The sequence below is a fragment of the Paenibacillus sp. 11B genome (assembly GCF_030487755.1).
GTDB lineage: Bacteria > Bacillota > Bacilli > Paenibacillales > Paenibacillaceae > Paenibacillus > Paenibacillus vandeheii.
Genome location: NZ_JAUKNS010000004.1, coordinates 992,754 through 1,014,291 on the forward strand (window position 1 = coordinate 992,754; position 21,538 = coordinate 1,014,291).

15 protein-coding genes are annotated in these 21,538 nt (G+C 47.4%); 7 read left to right on the forward strand and 8 right to left on the reverse strand.

The annotated features are described in order from the left end of the window. Positions 1–226: 226 nt before the first annotated feature. Entirely contained in the window at positions 227–1,144 is a 918-nt protein-coding gene (locus Q0V21_RS21365) for an aldo/keto reductase (RefSeq protein WP_079348232.1), read from the reverse strand. A gap of 174 nt (positions 1,145–1,318) precedes the next feature. After that, positions 1,319–2,209, reverse strand: a complete 891-nt coding sequence (locus Q0V21_RS21370) for a diacylglycerol/lipid kinase family protein (protein WP_301880543.1) — start codon at positions 2,207–2,209, stop codon at positions 1,319–1,321. Between the two features lie 341 nt (positions 2,210–2,550). On the opposite strand from Q0V21_RS21370, the gene Q0V21_RS21375 reads away from it, so the two are divergent. After that, positions 2,551–4,068 (forward strand): leucine-rich repeat domain-containing protein, encoded by a 1,518-nt coding sequence (locus tag Q0V21_RS21375; RefSeq protein WP_301880544.1) that lies wholly within the window; start codon positions 2,551–2,553, stop codon positions 4,066–4,068. A gap of 116 nt (positions 4,069–4,184) precedes the next feature. Here Q0V21_RS21375 and Q0V21_RS21380 read toward each other — a convergent pair whose 3' ends face one another. Further along, positions 4,185–5,156, reverse strand: coding sequence for an AraC family transcriptional regulator (locus tag Q0V21_RS21380; protein WP_301880545.1), 972 nt, complete (start codon positions 5,154–5,156; stop codon positions 4,185–4,187). Between the two features lie 124 nt (positions 5,157–5,280). On the opposite strand from Q0V21_RS21380, the gene Q0V21_RS21385 reads away from it, so the two are divergent. Continuing rightward, on the forward strand, positions 5,281–6,618 hold the full coding sequence (locus tag Q0V21_RS21385) for a glycoside hydrolase family 30 protein (protein WP_301880546.1): 1,338 nt from the start codon (positions 5,281–5,283) through the stop codon (positions 6,616–6,618). A gap of 103 nt (positions 6,619–6,721) precedes the next feature. Here Q0V21_RS21385 and Q0V21_RS21390 read toward each other — a convergent pair whose 3' ends face one another. Then, positions 6,722–7,684 (reverse strand): endo-1,4-beta-xylanase, encoded by a 963-nt coding sequence (locus tag Q0V21_RS21390; RefSeq protein ID WP_301880547.1) that lies wholly within the window; start codon positions 7,682–7,684, stop codon positions 6,722–6,724. A gap of 318 nt (positions 7,685–8,002) precedes the next feature. Here Q0V21_RS21390 and Q0V21_RS21395 point away from each other — a divergent pair, with 318 nt between their 5' ends. Continuing rightward, positions 8,003–9,187, forward strand: coding sequence for an MFS transporter (locus tag Q0V21_RS21395; protein WP_301880548.1), 1,185 nt, complete (start codon positions 8,003–8,005; stop codon positions 9,185–9,187). Between the two features lie 327 nt (positions 9,188–9,514). Continuing rightward, positions 9,515–11,803, forward strand: a complete 2,289-nt coding sequence (locus tag Q0V21_RS21400; protein ID WP_301880549.1) for a 5'-nucleotidase C-terminal domain-containing protein — start codon at positions 9,515–9,517, stop codon at positions 11,801–11,803. 159 nt (positions 11,804–11,962) lie between these two features. Here the strand turns inward: Q0V21_RS21400 and Q0V21_RS21405 are convergent, their stop codons facing one another. The 4 genes from Q0V21_RS21405 to Q0V21_RS21420 form a co-directional block, all read right to left on the reverse strand. Next, positions 11,963–13,501: an MAC/perforin domain-containing protein gene (locus Q0V21_RS21405; RefSeq protein WP_301880550.1), complete on the reverse strand. Its 1,539-nt coding sequence runs from the start codon at positions 13,499–13,501 to the stop codon at positions 11,963–11,965. Positions 13,502–13,543: 42 nt separating this feature from the next. After that, a complete protein-coding gene (locus Q0V21_RS21410) occupies positions 13,544–14,290 on the reverse strand; it encodes an endonuclease/exonuclease/phosphatase family protein (RefSeq protein ID WP_301880551.1) in 747 nt (248 codons plus the stop codon). After that, positions 14,287–15,537, reverse strand: coding sequence for a glycosyltransferase family protein (locus Q0V21_RS21415; RefSeq protein WP_301246226.1), 1,251 nt, complete (start codon positions 15,535–15,537; stop codon positions 14,287–14,289). The genes Q0V21_RS21410 and Q0V21_RS21415 overlap by 4 nt, the downstream gene beginning before the upstream one ends. A gap of 282 nt (positions 15,538–15,819) precedes the next feature. After that, the gene (locus Q0V21_RS21420; protein WP_301880552.1) at positions 15,820–16,758 is read right to left on the reverse strand and encodes a macrolide 2'-phosphotransferase; all 939 of its coding nucleotides are present in this window, start codon (positions 16,756–16,758) and stop codon (positions 15,820–15,822) included. 437 nt (positions 16,759–17,195) lie between these two features. Here Q0V21_RS21420 and Q0V21_RS21425 point away from each other — a divergent pair, with 437 nt between their 5' ends. The 3 genes from Q0V21_RS21425 to Q0V21_RS21435 all read left to right on the forward strand — a co-directional run bounded on the left by Q0V21_RS21425 (position 17,196) and on the right by Q0V21_RS21435 (position 21,536). Next, positions 17,196–17,552: a hypothetical protein gene (locus Q0V21_RS21425; RefSeq protein ID WP_079348269.1), complete on the forward strand. Its 357-nt coding sequence runs from the start codon at positions 17,196–17,198 to the stop codon at positions 17,550–17,552. Positions 17,553–17,883: 331 nt separating this feature from the next. Continuing rightward, positions 17,884–19,329, forward strand: a complete 1,446-nt coding sequence (locus Q0V21_RS21430) for a DEAD/DEAH box helicase (protein WP_079348271.1) — start codon at positions 17,884–17,886, stop codon at positions 19,327–19,329. A gap of 389 nt (positions 19,330–19,718) precedes the next feature. Beyond that, complete coding sequence (locus Q0V21_RS21435) at positions 19,719–21,536, forward strand: AbfB domain-containing protein (protein WP_301880644.1); 1,818 nt, start codon at positions 19,719–19,721, stop codon at positions 21,534–21,536. The last annotated feature ends 2 nt before the right edge of the window (positions 21,537–21,538 follow it).

Genomic DNA, 21,538 nt, shown 5'->3' on the forward strand with positions numbered 1-21,538 from the left:
TGCAAAAGTAATTATATGTAATAATTAAGCAAGGGTCAATAAGATAAATTCAACTAATTTGTATTAATTACAAAAAAATCCTTTTGTTAAAATAAAGGCCCTATCCTTATTTTATACCGGGAACGGACAAGCATCAAATAAAGGATAAAATAAAAACACGAGCAGCATATGCGCTCGTGTTTTACATGCATTATAGCAGAACGATCTGCTATATATTACTCTTGGTTTAAGGCAGCACATTGCCAGCTGCACGATAGATTTCATACCACTCCTGGCGCGTAAGGTGAACATCGCTAGCTTTGATACAATCTTGCAAACGCTGGATGTTCGTTGTGCCTGTCACTGGTTGCATATGAGCAGGGTGACGCAGCAACCAGGCAATCGCCATGGTCGTGTTGCTCACTTCATATTTTGCAGCAATCTCGTCGATCTTCGCATTCAGTTCCGGGAACTTGTCGCTTCCCAGGAATACGCCTTCGAAGAATCCGTATTGGAACGGGGACCATGGTTGAATTGTAATATCGTGCAGGCGGCAATAATCAAGAATACCGCCATCACGGTTAACCGCGGCATCATTCTCCATATTCACGTTGATTCCACTGTCAATCATCGTGGTGTTGGTAATACTCAACTGCAACTGGTTCGCTACCAGTGGCTGTTTAACGTATTTTTTCAACAGTTCGATCTGGTTCGGATTCTGGTTGGATACCCCGAAGTGACGCACTTTGCCTTCGCGCTCCAACTGGTCAAAGGCTTCAGCCACTTCTTCCGGTTCAACCAATGTATCCGGGCGATGCAGCAACAGAACATCCAGATACTCGGTTTTCAAGCGTTGCAGAATGCCATCCACCGAATTCAAGATATGCTCTTTTGAGAAATCAAACATGCCTTTGCGGATACCGCATTTGGACTGAAGAATCATATTTTCACGAACCTGGGGATTCATCTGCACAGCCTCTGCAAAGATCTCCTCGCATGCTCCGTTTCCATAAATATCAGCATGATCGAAGAAGTTCCCGCCTGCTTCCATGGCGGAATGAACAAACTGTTCTGCTTCTTTGCTGCTTAATGAATTAATTCGCATGCAGCCAACGGCTACAACCGGTACTTCAAGTGCGCTGCTGCCAAGTTTAATTGTTCTCAAGATGATTTCCCTCCATATTCGAATAGTATCGTACTCTAATGCCCATAATCATTGCCAACTGGTATATACTTGTCTTCCGTCTATGATTGTGACACAGAACTGCAATCGGTTTCAATGGAATATTAGAATTCTTATATGGAATAATGGAGGTTTTTTTCTGCATCATTCATCCGCTTACACTTCTTCCGGGACGATCACTTCAATATGCTGAGGCAATACACGGATTCGAATGGGCAGGGAAGGCCCTTCCTCTCCATCTACATTCGTGCGGATGGCATCCGTGGAACGGACATGAACTTCTTTTGCCGTAAAATAGTCAACATCCTTATGGTTCTTCAGATTGCCAAACAGCAGGGACGTTCCGAGTGTAACTGTATTGAAGACGTTCATGCTACGGATCACAAAACAATGAATTAACCCATCATCTACCGCTGCATCAGGGGACAATTTCTCAAAACCTCCAACCGAATTCGTCAGCGCCGCGAGAAAAAGAGGAGATTCCCCCTCCCAAAACTGCCCGTCATACTCAATGGTTAGCTGCTTGGCGGGTGTGTTCATCAGGTCTTTCAACCCTTCTTTCAAATAAGCGAATGAACCCAGCTTCGACTTTTCTTCCGACGATACCGAGAACAGCGCTTCTGCCAATGAACCGGCTGCCACCACGTTGGCAAACAGACGATCATTAATTTTACCGAGGTCTACCCTATGAACCTGCTCCGATCGTAACTGCCGAATGGCTTCTTCCGGGTCAAGGGAGATATTCAGCGCACGCGCAAAATCATTCACCGTACCCAGCGGCACCACACCCAGTCTGGGACGATGTTCCTGCTCCATCATGCCGTTAATCGTCTCATGCAGCGTCCCATCTCCTCCGATGGAAATGACGAGATCACTGCCGTCTTGGCAGGCACTCAGGCAGTAGTTGGTCGCATCGCCCTCCCCGGCCGTTTCATTAATCACCACTTCATACTGCTGTGATTCAAGAATTTCTTTGACTTGGGACACATACTGCTTAGCTTCTTCTTTACCGGACGATGGATTGCTAATGATCATGGCTTGGCGCATACCTGCATCTTCTCCTCCAAATGGCATTCTTTACTTCATCTATACCCTATCTGCCATGGAGTTGAATACGATCTGGGGGAGTTGTACAATTTTTTTTGAAAAAGATGACCGGAAGAGTACAGTATGGGGCTGGTATCATATAGAATAGAAGTAGATGTGCTGCCTGTCATGAATTTCATGTTCCTTTTGCCTAATGACTGGTTAATAACATAGATGTGTATATCTATTCTATCTGTCCATATCGTAACTATAATAGTTCATCGACATAAATGAGTACTCAAAGTACATAAGAACAATACACTTACCTATCCTTTAAATCGGAATCGGAGGGAATTCATGCAATGAGAAGAATGACTCTACTATTTCTAGTATTCATCCTTAGTCTCGGGGCGGCTGGGCAGGCGATGGCCTATACTACTGCAGACTTGGGCGAAGGAATCATCGAAGACCCTGCACTCGAGAACGGACTGAAGCTGATCTTGAACAAACCGGTAGATTCCCCTCTAACCTCATCCGATCTGGAGCAGCTGAACGTTGTGGATCTGAGCAATGCAGGCATTCAAAGCCTGGCCGGTCTGCAATACGCCACGAATCTGACTCACCTCCGGTTATATGGCAATGAGATTGACGATTTAACACCGCTGGAGCATCTGACTCAGCTTCGCGAGGTTGACGTTCGCAACAATTACATTACATCCATTGATGCACTGGCTGATCTGAAAGACCTGGGACGGCTGTATATCAGCAACAATTCCATTTCTTCTATAGAGGTTGTACGTGGATTCAATCGACTACATACGTTTCACGCCAGCGGTAACCAGATTACCAGTCTCTCCGCACTGGCTGATGCAGATGATCTTCAATGGCTCGAAATCTCGAACAATGCGATCACGGACCTGACACCACTGGCTGATAAAAGAAAGCTTAAACAGCTCAATGTGGCCAATAACCATATTCAGACACTGGATGTACTGGCTGATCTGCCGAATACACTTCAGAAGCTGAATGTGGCAGGCAACGAGATTTCCGATCTGATGCCACTGGAGCATATGACACGTCTGCGGACACTGGACTTCTCCGGGAATCAGGTTCAGCATCTGGCGCCCCTGGAGAGCCTGACAGGGCTCAAAGAACTGAATGCGGAGTCCAATCAGATCTATGACCTGGAGCCGTTACGGCAGCTGTCCAAGCTGGAAGTGCTGAAGCTGTCCAACAACCGGGTGTGGGATCTGACACCCATTGCCGGATTTACTTTTACAAGAAACAGCTCTGCTAATACCATAACGGATATCTCGACCTCCACCTCCTTGTCCTCGGGTACTCAGACTTCGGTCTCGGAGCCGGAACCTGCCGGACTAACGGTGCAAAACAACTACCTGGACGTCGCAAGCGGCAGCAACACGATGCGCCTTCTAAATCAAATGAACGTACGGGAGCAGAAGCGCACCCCGCAAGGCAGATTCCAGCGACTGGTTGAAGGGTCTACAACCGCCTATGTGGGTGATCAGGCTTACGCGCTGGAGGCTGCGCCTTTTATCGAGGATGGACGGACCTATGTGCCGCTTCGCTTTGTCTCGGAGCAATTGAATGCCAGCGTGAACTGGAATCCGGATACACAGGAGGTTCAGATTGCGCAAAATGACACGGTGCTGAAGTGGACGGTGGGCAACAAACAGGTGAGTATAGATGATACTCTTGCGGTAAACGACGCGCCTCTGTTGATGAGAGATGGCAAGGCGTTTGTCCCGGTACGATTTATTTCGGAGCAATTCCATACGACGGTTGGGTATATCGGAAGCAGCAAAACGATCCTGATCTTTGAAAACAAAGCACAGGATGAGAGTGTACAACAACCTTAATTAACAAAAGTATAATCAAGCACCACGCACTTATCTCTACTTATCTCAATGCACAATCCATTCATATGACATCCATGCAGCTTCTTGCATGCACAACGAAGTCCCCGTCTGAATCGTCAGCGGGGATTTTTGGTGCGCATTAAATTGGATGTGGGCACGCGGGAATTCGGTTTATTCAAAAAAAAACGGATGCTGCCCATCGTCTGTCTGTATTCACTGGGACTCATGCCAGTCCATCTTCTGAATTGCCGGCTAAAGTGCGCAAGACTGGAATATCCGAGCATGGCGGCAACCCGGGTAAGGTTCAAATCAGGTTGATGGATCAGCTGCTTGGCCTCGTGGAGCTTCAGCTCGGACAAATATTTGCGCGGGGAGATGCCATATACTTTCTGAAATGTCTCCAGTGCATATCCAGGGCTGATTTGCAGTGAAGCAGCGATCTCTTCAATACGAATCTCCTTATCCCCCAGCCCTTCCCGCTGAATGTTACCGGCATTGAAGCGGCTTTTGATTGCCTCGGCAATCAGGGTTGCATAGTGCGCCACAGTAGGCGATACGGATTCTTGAGAACGGGAGGAGCTTTGCTCTGCCAAGATCGCCAGAATCTCCAGCAAACCAGCCTGCATGCGGAACAGATCTGCCGTTGTATAGTCTTCTTTTTGCTGAAGAAGGTTCACCCATTTCATCATCACTTCCGTCATTCGCTGATTATCCTCGCTGCCATTCGGGAACAACAGCTGAACTTGTCGACTCATCCCTTGCCGAAACAAAGCCTCGTCCACATTGAAATGGGCAATAAAGTAGGTGAGACCCTTCTCCTGATTGCATTCATTGGTATGCTTGCATCCGGGTGGGATAAGTAATATATCTCCTTGATGAAGGTCATAACGGATATTCTCCAGTATTGTCGTTTGTGCGCCTTCCAGAATCAGAATTAATTCAAAGGCCAAATGGGATTCCTGCGGCACATGCCAGCCTTGGTTCACCTTCTGCATGTGAGCACCAAACAGCTTGACATTCCAATCCGTCGCAGGCAACCACCGGCTCTCGGGAGACAGATAGGAACGGTATGGTTCAGGGATGATCATGAATTACACCACCTTGGATTAGGGCAAATTTTACACGGTTCAGCGTATCTGCTTTTGGGGAGGGACTTGATATACTGACTGTACTGTACAACATACCTGAGGTTCAAGCGAGGAGGAAATTCCAATGTCTCTGACGTTACATGGCTATTCCACTACACCCAATCTTTCGTGGAAAGAGATTTCTTATACAATCACAAATGAAAGCGCTAATCTAAAGCTCACAGGTGAACAGCATCAGCTTGTAGAAGGATTTGGCGGCTGCTTCAATGAGCTTGGTTATATGGCCCTGTCCCACTTGAATGAGGAGCAGCGACATGAAGTCTTTCATTCCCTCTTTCACCCGGAAGGCGAACATAAATTCAACATCTGCCGCCTGCCAATCGGCGCGAGTGATTATGCAGAACAATGGTACAGCCACAATGAGGTGGACGGCGACGTGGCCATGGAACATTTTTCGATTGAACGTGACTTCAAATACCTAATTCCATACATCAAAGAGGCCCTGACCTATAATCCAAATCTGCAATTCTTCGCCTCTCCTTGGAGTCCGCCAACCTGGATGAAATCGCCGAAAGCCTATAACTACGGTACGCTGCGCTGGGAGAAGGAGATATTGGAGGCGTATGCACTGTATTTCGTCAAATTCGTACAGGCTTACCGTGAGGCAGGCATCACCATCCATCAGGTTCATGTGCAGAACGAAGTCATCGCGGATCAGAAATTTCCTTCCTGCATGTGGACTGGCGAGCAGCTGCGTGAGTTTATCGCCGATTATCTGGGCCCTGCTTTTGACCGGCATGGTCTGGACACGGAAATCTGGCTGGGGACGATCAACGCGCCTGACCCATGGGAGGAATTGATCAAGAAAAAAACAAATGATTTTGACGAATACGCCGGACTGGTGCTTAGTGATCCCAAAGCGTACGCCTATATCAAGGGAGTAGGTTATCAGTGGGCAGGCAAAAATGCCATTCAACGCACAGCGGCAAGCTATCCGGAGCTTCGATACATGCAGACCGAGAATGAATGCGGCGATGGCAACAACTCGTGGAACTACGCCAAGTATGTATTCAACCTGTACCAGCACTATTTCATCAATGGAGTGAATGCATATATCTACTGGAACATGGTTTTGGAGCCAAAAGGCCGAAGCACGTGGGGTTGGGAGCAAAACTCGATGATTACAGTAGACCCGGATACGAGTGAGGCCATTCGAAATCCCGAGTATTATGTGATGAAGCATTTTGCCCATCATATTGTTCCTGGTGCACGAAGAGTGGGTCTGTCTGGAGCCTGGAGTGGCAAATCGGTGGCATTCCGCAATCCTGACAACAGTCTCGTGATCGTCATTAACAATCCGTTCAAGGATCCTCGTGGCCTGTATTTGTCATACGAGGGGCAGACACTTAAGTTTGAGTTGGAGGCTGACTCCTTCAATAGTATTGTTATCTCGGAAGGCTAGAAAGAAGATATGAACAGAAATAGCGCCTTGCTCTGCGGTTTGACTGCGGAACAGGCGCTATTCATGGATGCAGCTGATAACGTCAGAGCATGATTATGAGAACTTAAGGATTATTGGCAAGATAATTTCTTAGCCATTGCATTGCTGGACGCTCTGTACCATTGTTATTCACCAGATGGGAACCGTTAACCCAGGTTTGACCCTGATTGTAACCCCACAGTGTCACACCTTTGACCGCAGAATGCTGCCACAGCACAGGGAACTTCTGCTGATAGCGTTGTAACTGCGTGTTATCGTCTCCCGTTATGTCCAGTTCGGATACATAGATCGGCAGACCTGTTGCAGCCAGCTTGTTCAGCACGGTGTTCATCGTGCTTACGGAGACGTTATCCATATTAAAGTGATGGGCCTGAATACCGATGCCGTCAATCAGCCCTCTGCTCTTCAAAATATTAACAATCTGTACATATTGATCCGCCGCGTTCGGGTCACCGATAATACCATATTCGTTCAGCAGTAGCTTGGAATTCGGAAAAGCTTGTCTCGCTTGTTGGAAAGACCAAATCACCCAATCCCAGCCTGTTGCTCCATCCCCTCCGATGGCATTGCGATAGGAAGGCTTGGCATGCAGCGGTTCATTAACCACATCGACAAAAGCCGCTTTGGAATAACGCTGGCCAGCCGCCTGAATCCACTGTGTTACTTCAGCTTTCTGATCGGCGGCGGAGAGGCTGTTAATCCACGATGGCTGCTGACTTCCCCATACAAGGGTATGAAATTTGAATGGAAATCCATTGTTAACCGCATAGTTATACGCCATGTCGGCCTGAGACCAGTTCATGTTATTGCGCGTGCCTTCCACTGCATCCCATTTGGTTGAATTCTCCGGCGTCACCTGATTCCAATATGGACTAAAATTCGAGGGAACACTGCTTGCAATAATATTCCCCAGAAACTTGCTACCTTTCGCCAAACCTGCACTTACACTTCCGACGGCTACTGATGTGGCAAGCACACCCACTAACGCTAACGCACCCACGGTCTTAAACCATTTGGACTTGAACATGATCTTCCTCCTTTAGTTTTTAATAGTTGACAATCTAGTAAGCGTTTACATTCATCATTTTACTGGATATATTTGTAATTATCCATGTAGAAAGTATAGCTTGTCCCTAAGAAAGTATAGATATTGGGTACTAGCATAATAACCTAAACAAAGACGTTACACTTTATTATATTTACAAATCTATAAATATAGATATAATGTAATTCTGAGAACTTATTATATCGGCCAAAATTTTATAAGAGGCAAGGAGGTATTTTTTTAGTTCAATATATCTATTTATCTATATATATAAATGAATTTGGAGGTATACACTTTAACATGAAATCACAACAGGTTAATCCGCTGCTCATCCTCATTCTCGCATTGGGTGTATTCGCCATCATCACTACAGAAGTAGGCATTATTGGAGTGCTGCCCTTGATCACTCAGAAATTCAATATCACCGCTGCACAAGCTGGATGGCTGGTAAGTATTTTCGCGCTAGTCGTTGCCGTGTCTGGCCCTTTTCTGACTTTACTCGTATCTGGTATCAATCGTAAAACCATTTTGTTAATTGCTGTGCTGTTGTTCGCCATTTCGAATGTAGTATATGCCTACACAACCCGCTTCGACATGATGTTAATCTTTCGGATTATCCCGGCCATTTTTCATCCGGTCTTCTTCTCCGTCGCTCTGGTCACGGGTGCCAAGCTGGTACCACCGGAAAAAAGCAGTCAGGCGGTTGCCAAAGTGTTTACCGGAATCACTGCCGGCTTTGCGTTTGGCGTGCCCCTAACTTCCTATCTTGCCGATCGATTCTCGCTAGAAGCTGCGTTTTGGTTCGGAGCGGTTGTCAGTATCATTGCTTTCATCGGTATATGGATTTGGCTTCCATCCATGCCTGTGCAGGAGAAGATGTCTTATGGCAAACAGATCGGCATTTTGCGTAAACCTGCGCTGTGGCTAAATATTGCCGCTGTCATTTTTATTTTTGCAGCGATGTTCTCCGTATACAGTTATTTCGCCGAATACCTTGGGCAAGTCACCCGTATGGGCGGTTCATGGATTAGTGCGATGCTCTTGGCTTTTGGTGTTATTATGATCGCCGGAAATTTGGTATTCGGACAGCTCCTGCATCGAAATATTCCGAGAACCGTTCTCCTCTTCCCGGTATTATACATGGCCGCCTATTTACTCGTTTACTATGCAGGCTCCTATTTCATTCCTATGATTATCATGGTGTTCGTCTGGGGTGCGATTCACTCCGGTGGTCTGATTGTCAGCCAAACCTGGCTTACGACGGAATCTCAGGAAGCACCGGAATTCGGAAATAGCCTCTTTGTCTCTTTCTCTAATCTGGGAATTACCCTTGGTACCTCCATTGGCGGCTGGTTCATTGCCCAACTCGGAATCCATCAGGTCATCTGGAGTGGAATCATCTTTGGTTTGCTTGCTTTGGTATCCATCGTTGTCAAAATAAAATTTTTCACCTCCCGTAGTCGTAGTTCAATTGAGACGGTATAAAAGTTAAGGGCACTGTTGGTCTGGAGCAGAGCGCTATCTCTCCTCCATAACGAGAAAACCCTTCTTCATCAGTAACATTTTCATACTGAAGTGCCAAGCTTCATATACAAATAAATATGATTTGGGTGCTGCTGAGGAAGAAGTTTAAACATATAGAGAAACGTGTAGGGACTGCTCCGATCGTTCCTTGTGGTGTTTCCATGGAATGATTAAGAGCAGTCTCTTATATTTGTCATTTTGTGGTTTACATTTACCAAATGTTTATCTAGTATTAAATTCAATGACACATATCTTTACATAACACTAGATAACAAGGGAGATTACAACATGCGCAAATTTTCACCGAAACGTTATGCCGGGTGGCCCTTATCGTTCCTTTTATGTGCCTCCATCCTCTTTGCACCCTTCGCTGCCACTCCGGTTCAAGCTGCCGAAGCAGCCAAGGAAACCAAGATTACGTTGCTCGGCACATCGGACATTCATGGCCGATTTATGCCATGGGACTACGCTCTGGACGGGCCGAATCCGACGGGCAGCATGACGCAGTTGTATACGATCGTGAAAAAAGTACGTGCTGAGAATCCGAATACAATCCTGCTGGATGCAGGCGACATGATTCAGGACAACTCGGCTGAACTGTTTAACGATCAACCGCAATCTCCCATGATGGTCGCAATGAACGAGATGAAATATGATGCATGGGTCATGGGAAATCATGAATTTAACTTTGGACTGGACGTATTAGAGAAGATTTCCTCACAGTTCAAGGGACAACCCTTGGTAGGTAACATTTTCAAAGAAAACGGCGACCGCTACATGCCAGCCTATACGATTATTGAGAAAGACGGTATCAAAGTTGGTGTCATCGGAATGAACACACCTATGATTACCGAGTTCGAGAAAGGTACGGATCACCTGGACGGTATCATAGTCAAAGATCCGGTGGAAGAGACCAAGAAGGCCATCGCCGAGCTGAAAGGCAAAGTGGATGTCATGGTTGGACTCATGCATATGGGACTGGACAACGAGAACGGAAACCCGGGCACCGGGGTGACCGATATCGCCAACGCCAACCCCGAGCTGGCTGCCATTTTTGCCGGACATATGCATACGCTGATTGAATCACAAACGGTTAACGGCGTACTGATCTCCGAGCCGAACAAATACGGTTCACACATTTCGCGAATCGATCTGACGTTTGCCAAAGAAGGCGATAAAGTTGTACTGAAAAGCAAGGAAGCTCAAGCACTCGCTGTAAAAGCAGCCGACGGCTCCTATGAAGTGTCCGATCCCGGACTGGAAGATACACTGCATCCGTTCCACGAGTTCGCTCGTGCCGATGCCAACATTGAAGTGGCTGAACTGAGAGGAACCAACCTGGTGCCAGCGGATGAGATCAAAGGCATTCCTGCGGTGCAGATCCAGGAGACACCTCTCTCCGACTTCTTCACCGAAGTTATGCTGCATTATAGCGATGCTGACGTTGTTGCTCACCAGATCGATAACGATAAAGCCAAGCTGGATGTCGGACCGATCAAAAAGAAGGACATTGCATTCAACTATCAATATGCCTTTGGAGAAGTAACGGTATATGAAGTGACCGGACATGATTTGAAGGACTACATGGAATGGTCTGCGGGTTATTTTAACTCCACACGCCCTGGCGATGTGACGATCAGCTTTGATCCGAAACGGCGCGCTTCCAAATACAGTACCGACGACTTCTTCGGTGGAGTGACGTATGAGATCGACCTGACCAAGCCTTACGGCAGTCGGATTACGAACCTCAAATACAGCAATGGCACAGTGGTCAAAGAAGACGATACGCTCAAGCTCGGTATGAATGCCTACCGGATGGAAGCACTGATTGCCAAGGGTGGCGCATTGGAAGGCCGTAAGTTCAAGCAGTTGTGGTCCTCCAAGGATGCTTCCGCATTTGGCGAGATTCAAGGTACGATCCGTAATCTGTCCATTGCTTACTTGAAAGATGTTATGAAAGGCGTCTACGAGCCGAAAATCCAGCACAACTGGAAAATCACTGGCGTAGACCTGACTGCACCTGCTCGTGCAGATATTGTAGAGTTGATTAATGATGGCATCATGTCTGTTCCGACAACGGAAGATGGCAAGTATACCAACATTGCGTCCATTAACATTTTGGATGCGGTGACTGAAGAAGAAATGACTGCTCTTGCCGCCAAAGCGAACGTAAGTATCGCGAAATTCTCTGGCGTGAAAACAAAGGGTGAGTTCTATCAAGAGCTGAATAAGGCTCGCAAAGCGGTCGCTGGCAGCGGTGAGGAAGAGACTACACCTGAGAAACCAACGACACCAACGGTACCAAAACCGACACCAGACACATCGAAACCCGGCAAACCATCGACATCACCAAGCAAAAGTAAACCGGGTGCAGTCGCAAAAGGCAAACAAGCCAAGGTTACTGCTGCCTACCTGAACGTACGCTCCAGCGCTTCATCCAAAGCCAAAGTGGTTACTGCCGTACCAAAAGGCACTGTCCTTGAGGTGATCAGTACAGACAAGTATGGTTGGGTAAAAGTGAAACTGGATGGCCGCGCAGCTTATGTCTACGGTAAATATGTAAGTATGCTGCCTTAACTTTAACAGCTCTATATATTGAGGAAATGGCGTGCATCGCTAGAAATCGAAAAAACCAACTCAGCCTGTTAGCTGGGTTGGTTTTTTGATTGTAATGAACATCTAAGAATAAGCTCAGGTTTCAGACAATTCTGGCTAAAAAGCCGTCAATCCCTGCAGTTACATTTCCCCAAGTCCCAAAGTATAGTTGCCGCTGTAGATCTCCCGATACAAATATACATTAAGCTGGGCCGTTTCAAGCGTATTATAATCATAAAATTCGATGCCCGTACCTGGACCATTGCCAAAAATGCCAACCAGCATGTAATTCGACGGATACAATACCCATGAGTTACCCGGTCCCTGGCTCTCCTGGTGTTCCTTCAGCCAATAATTGAGTTGTTCACCCGCTCCGGCACTGCGTAACATGCCAACAATATCAGGCGTGGGAGACATGCCGCTGTCAATGCCAAAAGAACTGATAATCAGGATATTGCCGGCCGTATCCAGCTTGCCCTGAATGTCCCGCTTCATCTGATCAAACAACACATGGTAGGTCCTGTTCCACCCTTGCTCTTTGGGAACCGTATAATAGCGGTCGAGCAGTACATGGCTCAGATTGCTACTGTCCAAAATAACGACTTGATATCCGGCTGGACCGTCCGGTTGCCCGGAGGAGGGCTCGTAGGGAACAGATCCGATGTAGATATTGGGTACGATGGCCTTATCTTCAATCGGCCAAGTGATTCCACGGCTGCGCGTCCCAATAGCTAGGTGCGGGTGCATACTTCTTGCGTACTTTTCCCATGCGGCCTGCACAGCTTGCCGCTTCTTCCCGCAAATCTGCCAGATCCCTTCAAGCGTAAAATCAATAATAGCGGGCTCGGATGAGACGCTGTCCACCCACTTACGGAATAGATTTACTGTGTTCTCCCCGGGTTCCAACGGATTGATCAGTGTCAAATCGGACACCTCCGAGGGATTGCCTCCATGGGCACGAACCGTTGTGCTGCTGTGTGACGCGTACTGCTTCCACGCACTGCTGTTCTTGACTCCGGCATCCAGACTGCCACTGCTGAACAGTGCCTCGTACTGTGCCTTCATCATGGCGGAGATTTCCTGCACATTGGATAGGCCTTCCACACTTACAGCGGTGTAAAATTGCAGTGAACCGCCAAGTACGATTTTATTGGTAAAATACATGCCAAAGTCATTGAAGAAGCTGCTGAAGACGTCCAAATTTTCATCCGACAGCTCATACGGCAATTCGTTCAGTCGTTCGTTAAATTCATCGGATAAAAAACGGGCGTCATACTGGAATTGCAGCGTAGCCGCTTCAGCGTAAAAATTTCGGTAAGCGTAGGCATACTGGCTGTTCTTGTTGAATTCACCCGAGTAATCAAGAGCCATTTCCCCGCTGAACGCACCATAACTTCCCTGTATGCCTACATGAGCAGCCAGACTGTTCTGTACTTCTTCACGTGTTCGGAACGCTCCGCCTTCATCATAGGTTTCCGTATCCTGAATCAGGTTCACATATTCGGGAACCTCATAGTCTTTTCCCAGAAAGGTAACCGTCTTGACCGCGGCCTTGGCCGGAGAAACCAGCAATTTGATAAACGAGGATACGTCACGTGTACCGTAAATATTCATTCCCTGGGCAAGTGCGTTAGCTTGTGACATTATCGGAGTCTGTTCTGTGTTTTCAATTTTCCCCATGTGGATAATCCTCCTCTGTATTCAAATGATTCGTTCACGCTCTTATTTCAGCGTAACTTCAAAATATTGAACATAGTGATCCGATACAAAATTGTCGGCTTTGCCGGGAATTTCTCTGATCCAGCGAATTCCGTTACCTGGAATGGAGGACAGCATATTTCGGCTGACTACATAATCCAGCTTGCCACCGCTGATCTGGGTTTGCTCCGAACCCGCCGTAACGATCCAGTCTTGCTGCCAGTCCCCTTTTCCCTGATCCAGCTCGGAAGGCTCGCAGTTGAAATCTCCGGCATAGATCCATTGTGACTTTCTAATTTTGGGCAGCATAAGTCGGGTATACCTCGAAGCAAACTTGGGATTTGAGGATGGAGCATGCTGGGAGTAGATATACAACCCTCCAGAATGGGCTATCTCCATACCAACAACAGAACGAAGTCCAGTTTGACGCGGTGGTGGGAGGATGGATTCCACATTCCCGGTTGCCAGATCCGCTCGGGTCACAATGGCCAGATTGGTCCGATTGTTATCGACCTCCGCCTCGTAGTAGACCACAAACATTACCTGCCTTGAACTAAAACGGATATCTCCGGCGGATACGGAGGATTTGGGACTAATGGGTCTCAATTGTTTGAACTCATCAAGCTTGCCGCACTCCTGGAGACAAATGACCGGATTTTCGACAGCTCCGGAAAATAACCAATTCTTCAGCGCGCTCATTTTATTGCCCATTTTATCCGGGTCCTTGGAGTCCTTTCCTTGCATATTCCATGTCAAAAGGGATAGCTTCAATGCGTTTTTTCCTCCAATCTCTGCAATTCTTGGTGAAACAGTTCTTTCCAGCGCTTTGCGATTTCCTGCCACCTCCATTCCAGAGAAGTTGCGTATTGATAGGCCTGCCAGGAGCGGTCTTCCAGATAAACAGGGGAGGTATACAATTCCTCCAGAACTTGGGCAGTTGTCTTGGCAGACACCACGGGCATGTTTCCTGTCTCTGGCTTGGAAGGAATACAGATTCCTTCCGCTCGCCACAATTCTCCGCAGGCACTGTGATCCGGCACCACCTGGGCTGCCCCGGTGGCCGCATGTTCAAAAGCCACGAGTCCCCATCCTTCGCCACTGCTGGTGTTTAGCCCCACATCAGCTGAGTTGTATATAAGGTTCAGATCGATTTCGTTCGTACGCGGCCTTTGCCTGTCACGGGTTGTTGTCAATAGTCGGTCCATAATGCCGTACTCGCTCGCCAGTTTGAGCACGTCAACACCGCAATCGCGCATCCCCATGTGCAAATAGAGATAGACATCCGGCTTGCCATGAGCAAACTCGGCAAAAGCCTCAAGGGTAATATCCACCCTTTTTCGCTGTCCGTTACGATTGGCATTCAGTACAATGAATGCGTCCTGCAGCTCCGGTCGATCTGGAAACATGAACATCCGTGCATGACGTCTTTCTCTTGTCAGTCCTTGCTTCTGAAGCGGCTGGGACGTCAAAGGGTAGAACTGCGATGTCTCCACCCCATGAGGAAGAATGTACATCCGCGGGCTTCCGACATGTACGCCCCGACTCCTCTCTTGTTCAAAGGCCTGAGATACCATATTGAATCCAAAATGTGTGTAAGTGACTACTACATCGGCATAACTCAATGCCCTCAATCGGGACGAATCCACCGGGGTATCGATCGGACAGTATACAACCGTGATTCCCTCATAATGCCGAAGTGCTTCTTCATGCAGTTCATAAAAACCAAGATCATCGCACATCAGCACCAGATCAGGCCGATATTTACGTAATAGCCCCGGCAATTGCAAGCAACCGTATTTGTCACCCAGCATCTGATTGATTTCCAGCTTCCATGTGGTGTCACGTGACACATCACCATAGTCACTGATGGCAAAGTAGACCAGATCAAAATCATCCTTCAGGTAACCAGCCAGGCTCTCCAGAACCCGGGCGTAACCGGTAGCGTTCCCGCCTTGTCCAACGACGAGCACCCGTGGCTTAGCCAATCCTGCATCTCTTAAAAGATAACCAAATGTCATGGACACCCCCCTTTCCGTATCACCTTCTGTATCACTTGAAAAGAAGCACACCAATCATCCAGAAAGAGAATAACATAGGCGTCCATTCACCGCGTCTACCTCCAGTTAGATACCAAAAGAGCCCATTCTATAACCGCTGTTATAGCGTAAGATTTATACTCCGCTCAAGGCTTTTGCTGCCAGGTCGTACATAACAAACCCTGAATCAAGAACAAACCAAAAAGCGATCCCCCACAACAATGGAGGGATCACTTTTTCAGTTTCTAACTTTGGCTTAGAATTCTAGCCCTGCTTCACATCCCAGCTCACAAGCATGCCTCTCGCCATTTCCATATTAGACTCTTCTCCGGTGATTAACGCAAACCGCGCAACGATCGCCGGGTATGCCGCCCACTGCTCCCGAATATGCTCCAGCATCCGGGGCCATGTCCTTCCCCCTGCTTTCTCATAGCGGTTGAGCAAATCCTGCAACCCTTCCTCTTCGAAGAGCGCATAATAGACAACAAAATCCTTACCCGGGTCGGCGATCTCCGCCTCAGTCCAATCAATAAGGCCGGTAACCCGCTGGGCATCGTCGACGATAATATGGGGTGGATGCAAATCACCGTGATTGAACGTTGAGTGCTCAGGCCAATAGCTGTCCGTTGTCAGCCACGTTTCCCACCGCTTAGCCAATTGATCTGGCACCTCAAAGCTTTGTTTAATCTCCTCGATATTGGCTTCAAATTCTTGGCGAGCTTCCATAGGCGTGTTGCTGCGCACTCCGCTCTTTACCGCTTCATCAGGATCTATGTTATGCAATGCGACTAGTGAAGCAGCGAGCGAATCGAAAAAGTCATCCGATAAGCTTTCCTGTGGAAATCGCCATGCGTACCCTCCCCCTGCCGGATCAACGACCGCAATCGGTTCTCCATCAAGTAAAGGATAAGCGATCAGTTCCGGCGTAAAGATCCGCCATTCTGGTACCTCTACTGGCAAATACCCTTTTACAACCTCCAGCACCTTGCGCTCATTTTCAGCCCGTTCCCATACATCCTCGCGCCGCGGCTGGCGCAGTATCCACTGTTGTCCCTGTTCATCGGTGACAAACGCTACTCGAAAGTCCATACCTGACTCATTGATTTTCATGGATTTCTCAGCAATCCGAAGCCCGTTCTGTTCGGCTAAAGATATCAGTTTCTTTTGAAATTCCAACTGCTCATTCACGTTCGATTTTGTCATATCGGGTAATCCCCTTTTCCTCCATAAAATAAAAAACACAGACATTCATTCATGCCTGTGCAGTCCATTTCGAAAATTGGGTATACCTGAATGCTCGCAAAAAAATAGTAGTACATAAAAGAACCACTTTAGAAGAGCGATTCTTTCACGACTAGCGGCATACGTGTAAATAGGCAAACCGATCCCGATGAGCTGCACACAGGCAGATACACAGCAAGCGCAAACAAACGTTTCGCCATACTATCTCACTCGGATAAAATTTGCCACACGTATCCCTCCGTTCTGTAAGTTACCCATATGTTAACATATTCCATTTTCTAGTTCCAGATCAAATCGAGGAATTTCCGTTCTTTTTTTTCAGCGATGTGCAGGAACTTTGTGGCTCAGAAACCGTCATATGTTTAGATACATTACGAACGATTGAGAGGTGATCAGCTATGTCTATTGTACGAAAATTATTCCCTTTTTCGCTGATTTTGCTTTTGCTAACGATAGGGTGTTCAGAAGAAGTCGCGGAAAAGCAGGAGGGGAAAGCTCCGGTTAGCGGGGTGATTACGAATTTTAATGAAGAAAAGGGGCAGGTCCTCATCGATAATGAAGAAGATCGCGGTGATAAATTAGGCCCCATCTGGATTTCACTTCATCCAAATGCCGAACTTATTATCAATGGTGAGACTGTCACTGTCCCTTTGGATGAAACATTGGTTGGACGTAGAGCTGAAGTGTGGACAGGTGGGTTTATCGCTAAATCCTCTCCTCCGCAGACCAAAGCCTTGAAGATGGTTATTCAATAATAGAAAGCATAATAAGCGATACATTTCGTTTCACGTGGAACGCTTTGATACACCTTTCCCCTTCTGAAATTATGGTATTCTCATACGACAGCCACTCACTTATGCTCGGAAAAAGGAAGTTTGACAGCATTAATCTAAATGCTCACAGCAATTACTCCGTTAACCCACCTGTATATAGAGTATAATAAAGAGGTATACGATAAATGTACGGTGCAATGCTTGTATGTAAGCATATTGCATAATTCGATTACAAACGCTCCCGTGTACAACTCGCTTTAAGGAATTATACAATATGCTCCTGTATTCAAAACTAACGTAAAAGAGGTTAACGATGAGTAAGCAACAATTTAAAGATTATGGACTTGGCGAAGAAATCGTAAAAGCGCTGGATAGCCTGGGCTATGAAACCCCAACGGAGGTTCAAACCAAAGTGATTCCAGTAGCCCTTGATAATAAAGATCTTGTGGTCAAATCCCAAACAGGCAGCGGAAAAACAGCCGCCTACGGCATTCCGCTCTGTGAGCTGGTGGATTGGAATGAAAATAAGCCTCAGGCTTTAATTCTCACACCAACCCGCGAGTTGGCTTTGCAAGTTAACGAAGATATTACCAATATCGGTCGTTTTAAACGTATTAAAGCAACCGCATTATACGGTCAGTCCCCTTTTCATGTTCAAAAAGCCGAGTTAAAACAAAGAACGCATGTCGCTGTAGGCACACCTGGACGGGTACTGGACCATATCGAACGCGGCACCCTGCCACTGGATCGCATCTCCTACCTTGTCATTGACGAAGCCGATGAGATGCTAAATATGGGCTTCATTGAGACAGTTCAATCTATCATTCAAGCACTGCCTAGCGAGCGAGTGACGATGTTATTTTCCGCTACGTTCCCAGAAGATGTAGCCAAGCTGTCACGCAAATACATGAACAATCCGGTTGAGATCGAGATCAAGGCAAGTGGTCTTACCACAGCCACGATTGAACATGCCGTAATTCACGTCCCAGAGGTGAACAAAACGGCGCTGCTTCAGGACTTGTTTATTGTGGAGAATCCGGATAGCTGTATCGTGTTCTGTCGTACGCAGGAGAACGTGGATAAACTGTTCCGTGTTATGGCTGACCTCGATTACCCAGCGGATCGTATCCATGGAGGTATGGAACAAGATGAGCGCATCGAAGTGATGAATGCATTCAGAAGAGGACAATTCCGTTATCTGATTGCGACTGATGTAGCCGCACGGGGTATTGATATCACGAATATTACCCACGTCATCAACTACGATATCCCTTTGGAAAAAGAAGGATATGTGCACCGTACAGGCCGTACGGGTCGCGCAGGGAAAACAGGTAAAGCCTTTACTTTGGTTACCCCTAAGGATGGTAGACGTCTGGCCGAGATCGAATCGTATATCGGGTTTGCAATTCCTGTCGTGAAAGCACCTTCCGAGGAAGCTGTTGACCGTCGTCGAGAAGAGTTCGAGAAGCGATTGAAGATCGTGCCTGAACGCAAAAAGGACAAGCGTGAACAGCTGAACCAGCAGATCATGAAGCTGAACTTTAACGGTGGCAAGAAGAAGAAGCTCCGTGCAGTAGACTTCGTGGGCACCATCGCCAAGATTGAAGGCGTTACTGCAGACGACATCGGGATTATTACCATTCTGGATAATGTAACCGATGTGGAGATTCTGAACGGCAAAGGCCCTCTCGTGCTTGAGGTTATGCAAACGACAACGATAAAACGCATGCAGCTCAAGGTTCGCAAAGGTCATAAATAATTCCTGTCACCTAAGATGATTCCATCTTATTGGAAGTATAACTGAAGTTTTTCTATGAAGGCTTCCTTGGTAAAACCATATATGAAATAGACTGGCGAGTCTTGGGACTCCCGGTCTTTTTGTCTTTACAGCCTGAACGTTGGACGGATACAGTACAAGGCCATCATTCCCGATAGACACACTTCTCGGTGGATAAATGACTCGCTATTGCCGCTCTACACTGGTAAAAGCCCCATTTGTTCATTGGAGTATACATTGTTCACTTGTACTAGAATTGATTTTTATTACAATCAAATTGTAAGCGCTCTATATTAGTTCGAACATAGGAGGTATATCCAATGGGTAACAGGAAAGCAGTCTGGTTTCTAGTCTTCGCGCTCACACTAACCATGTTTGGCCTTCACCCCGAACGAACTAGCGCCGCAAGCGTGACCATCACCAATGGTTCCGATTGGCTGGATACCGCTGGCAACCCGATTCAGGCCAATAGCGGAAACATTCTTAAAGTGGGCAGCACGTATTATTGGTACGGCGAGCATGCGGTCAGCGGCAAGTTTGACAGCGTTAACGTCTATACTTCAACCGATCTGAAGCACTGGACGTTCAGTAATGCCATCCTGACCAAGGATTCGGCAACTGAGCTGGCCTCCAGCAAAATCGAACGTCCCAAGGTCATCTACAATGCCTCCACGAAGCAATATGTGTTATGGGCACATTACGAGAACGGCACGGACTACAATCTAGGTCGGGTCGCGGTGGCGACCAGCAGCACACCCAACGGTAAATTCACGTATGAGGGCAGCTTCCGACCATTGGATTATGAGTCACGTGACATGACTGTTTTCGTAGATACGGATGGTACAGGCTATTTGATTGCAGCCTCCCGCAAGAATGGCGGGGCCAATGATACGATGGCTATTTTCAAAATGAACGCCAGCTATACCGGTGTGGAATCCTTTGTGGGCTGGCAATTTGAGAATGCCTATCGTGAAGCTCCTGCCGTTGTGAAAAAAGGCAATCGCTACTACCTCTTCACCTCCCAAGCTGCTGGCTGGTATCCGAATCAGGGCGCGTATGCAACCGCATCGTCCATGACAGGCACGTGGTCCGCTCTTACACCTTATGGCAATCCATCAGCCTTCGGCTCACAAATCCATGATATTGCCACCATTACAGGCAGCAACACCACATCCTATATTTATATGGGCGACCGCTGGAATCCACTCAATCTTGGTGAGCACAAGCACATCTGGCTGCCACTGACCCTGAATGATTCAAACGGCAGTGCCTCACTAGAGTGGTACAAAGAGTGGAATATCGATGCTGTCACAGGCACGGTAACGCCACCCTCTCTTGTGAATCACGCCCAAGGCAAAACGGCTACCGCCATCTCCACAGCCTCCAGCTCATCTGCATCCAATGTCAATGACGGCAACTATCAGACTTCTTGGGCAGCATCGTCCAATACTTGGCCCGCCTGGTGGCAGGTCGATTTTGGCGCACCGAAGACCATCACGGAGATCGATATCTCTTGGTTTATGTATAAAGGTTCAGAAGGCTATTATAAATACAAAATTGAAATCAGCAACGACGGCGTCAACTACTCCACGCTGGATCGAACCAGCAACACTACCTATGGGTTTACAACCGACGCTGTTCATTTTACCGCCCGTTATGTACGCATTAATATGGTCAACGCTGTCCTGTGGAACAACCCGGGCAACTGGTACACCCCAACCCTGCATGAGGTCAAAATGTTAGGGCCAGCAGCACCTGATGCGACAAATTACAGCCGTTTCAGTTCCTTCAATTATCCGGATCGGTACATCCGTCATTCCAATTTCACTGCACGGATCGACGCTAACGTCTCCCCTGTGCTGGACTCCCAGTTCCGCGTTGTACCAGGGCTCGCAAATTCGACCGGGATATCACTGGAGTCTATCAACTTCCCGGGCTACTTCCTAAAGCGCAACGCCAGCAACAAAATCGTACTTGAGGCTTACGCGGATTCAACCGCCTATAAAGGAGATGCCACGTTTCTGAACAGTCCAGGCTGGACAGATAGCGCCAAAGTCTCGCTTCAGTCGTACAGCCAGCCTGGATTTTACATCAGGCATTACGACTATGTATTGCAGCTGGACGCCATCAATGCCTCCAGCAGTGCAACGGTGAAGGGCGATGCTACATTTGGGCGAACCGATTTTTAGTT

What these genes read in the sequence shown, in the direction of transcription:
- Q0V21_RS21390 (WP_301880547.1), bottom strand. Translation starts at nt 7,684, where the DNA reads ATGTTCAAGTCCAAATGGTTTAAGACCGTGGGTGCGTTAGCGTTAGTG.
- Q0V21_RS21380 (WP_301880545.1), bottom strand. Translation starts at nt 5,156, where the DNA reads ATGATCATCCCTGAACCATACCGTTCCTATCTGTCTCCCGAGAGCCGG.
- Q0V21_RS21385 (WP_301880546.1), top strand. Translation starts at nt 5,281, where the DNA reads ATGTCTCTGACGTTACATGGCTATTCCACTACACCCAATCTTTCGTGG.
- Q0V21_RS21415 (WP_301246226.1), bottom strand. Translation starts at nt 15,537, where the DNA reads ATGACATTTGGTTATCTTTTAAGAGATGCAGGATTGGCTAAGCCACGG.
- Q0V21_RS21405 (WP_301880550.1), bottom strand. Translation starts at nt 13,501, where the DNA reads ATGGGGAAAATTGAAAACACAGAACAGACTCCGATAATGTCACAAGCT.
- Q0V21_RS21375 (WP_301880544.1), top strand. Translation starts at nt 2,551, where the DNA reads ATGAGAAGAATGACTCTACTATTTCTAGTATTCATCCTTAGTCTCGGG.
- Q0V21_RS21420 (WP_301880552.1), bottom strand. Translation starts at nt 16,758, where the DNA reads ATGACAAAATCGAACGTGAATGAGCAGTTGGAATTTCAAAAGAAACTG.
- Q0V21_RS21425 (WP_079348269.1), top strand. Translation starts at nt 17,196, where the DNA reads ATGTCTATTGTACGAAAATTATTCCCTTTTTCGCTGATTTTGCTTTTG.
- Q0V21_RS21435 (WP_301880644.1), top strand. Translation starts at nt 19,719, where the DNA reads ATGTTTGGCCTTCACCCCGAACGAACTAGCGCCGCAAGCGTGACCATC.
- Q0V21_RS21395 (WP_301880548.1), top strand. Translation starts at nt 8,003, where the DNA reads ATGAAATCACAACAGGTTAATCCGCTGCTCATCCTCATTCTCGCATTG.
- Q0V21_RS21370 (WP_301880543.1), bottom strand. Translation starts at nt 2,209, where the DNA reads ATGCGCCAAGCCATGATCATTAGCAATCCATCGTCCGGTAAAGAAGAA.
- Q0V21_RS21430 (WP_079348271.1), top strand. Translation starts at nt 17,884, where the DNA reads ATGAGTAAGCAACAATTTAAAGATTATGGACTTGGCGAAGAAATCGTA.
- Q0V21_RS21400 (WP_301880549.1), top strand. Translation starts at nt 9,515, where the DNA reads ATGCGCAAATTTTCACCGAAACGTTATGCCGGGTGGCCCTTATCGTTC.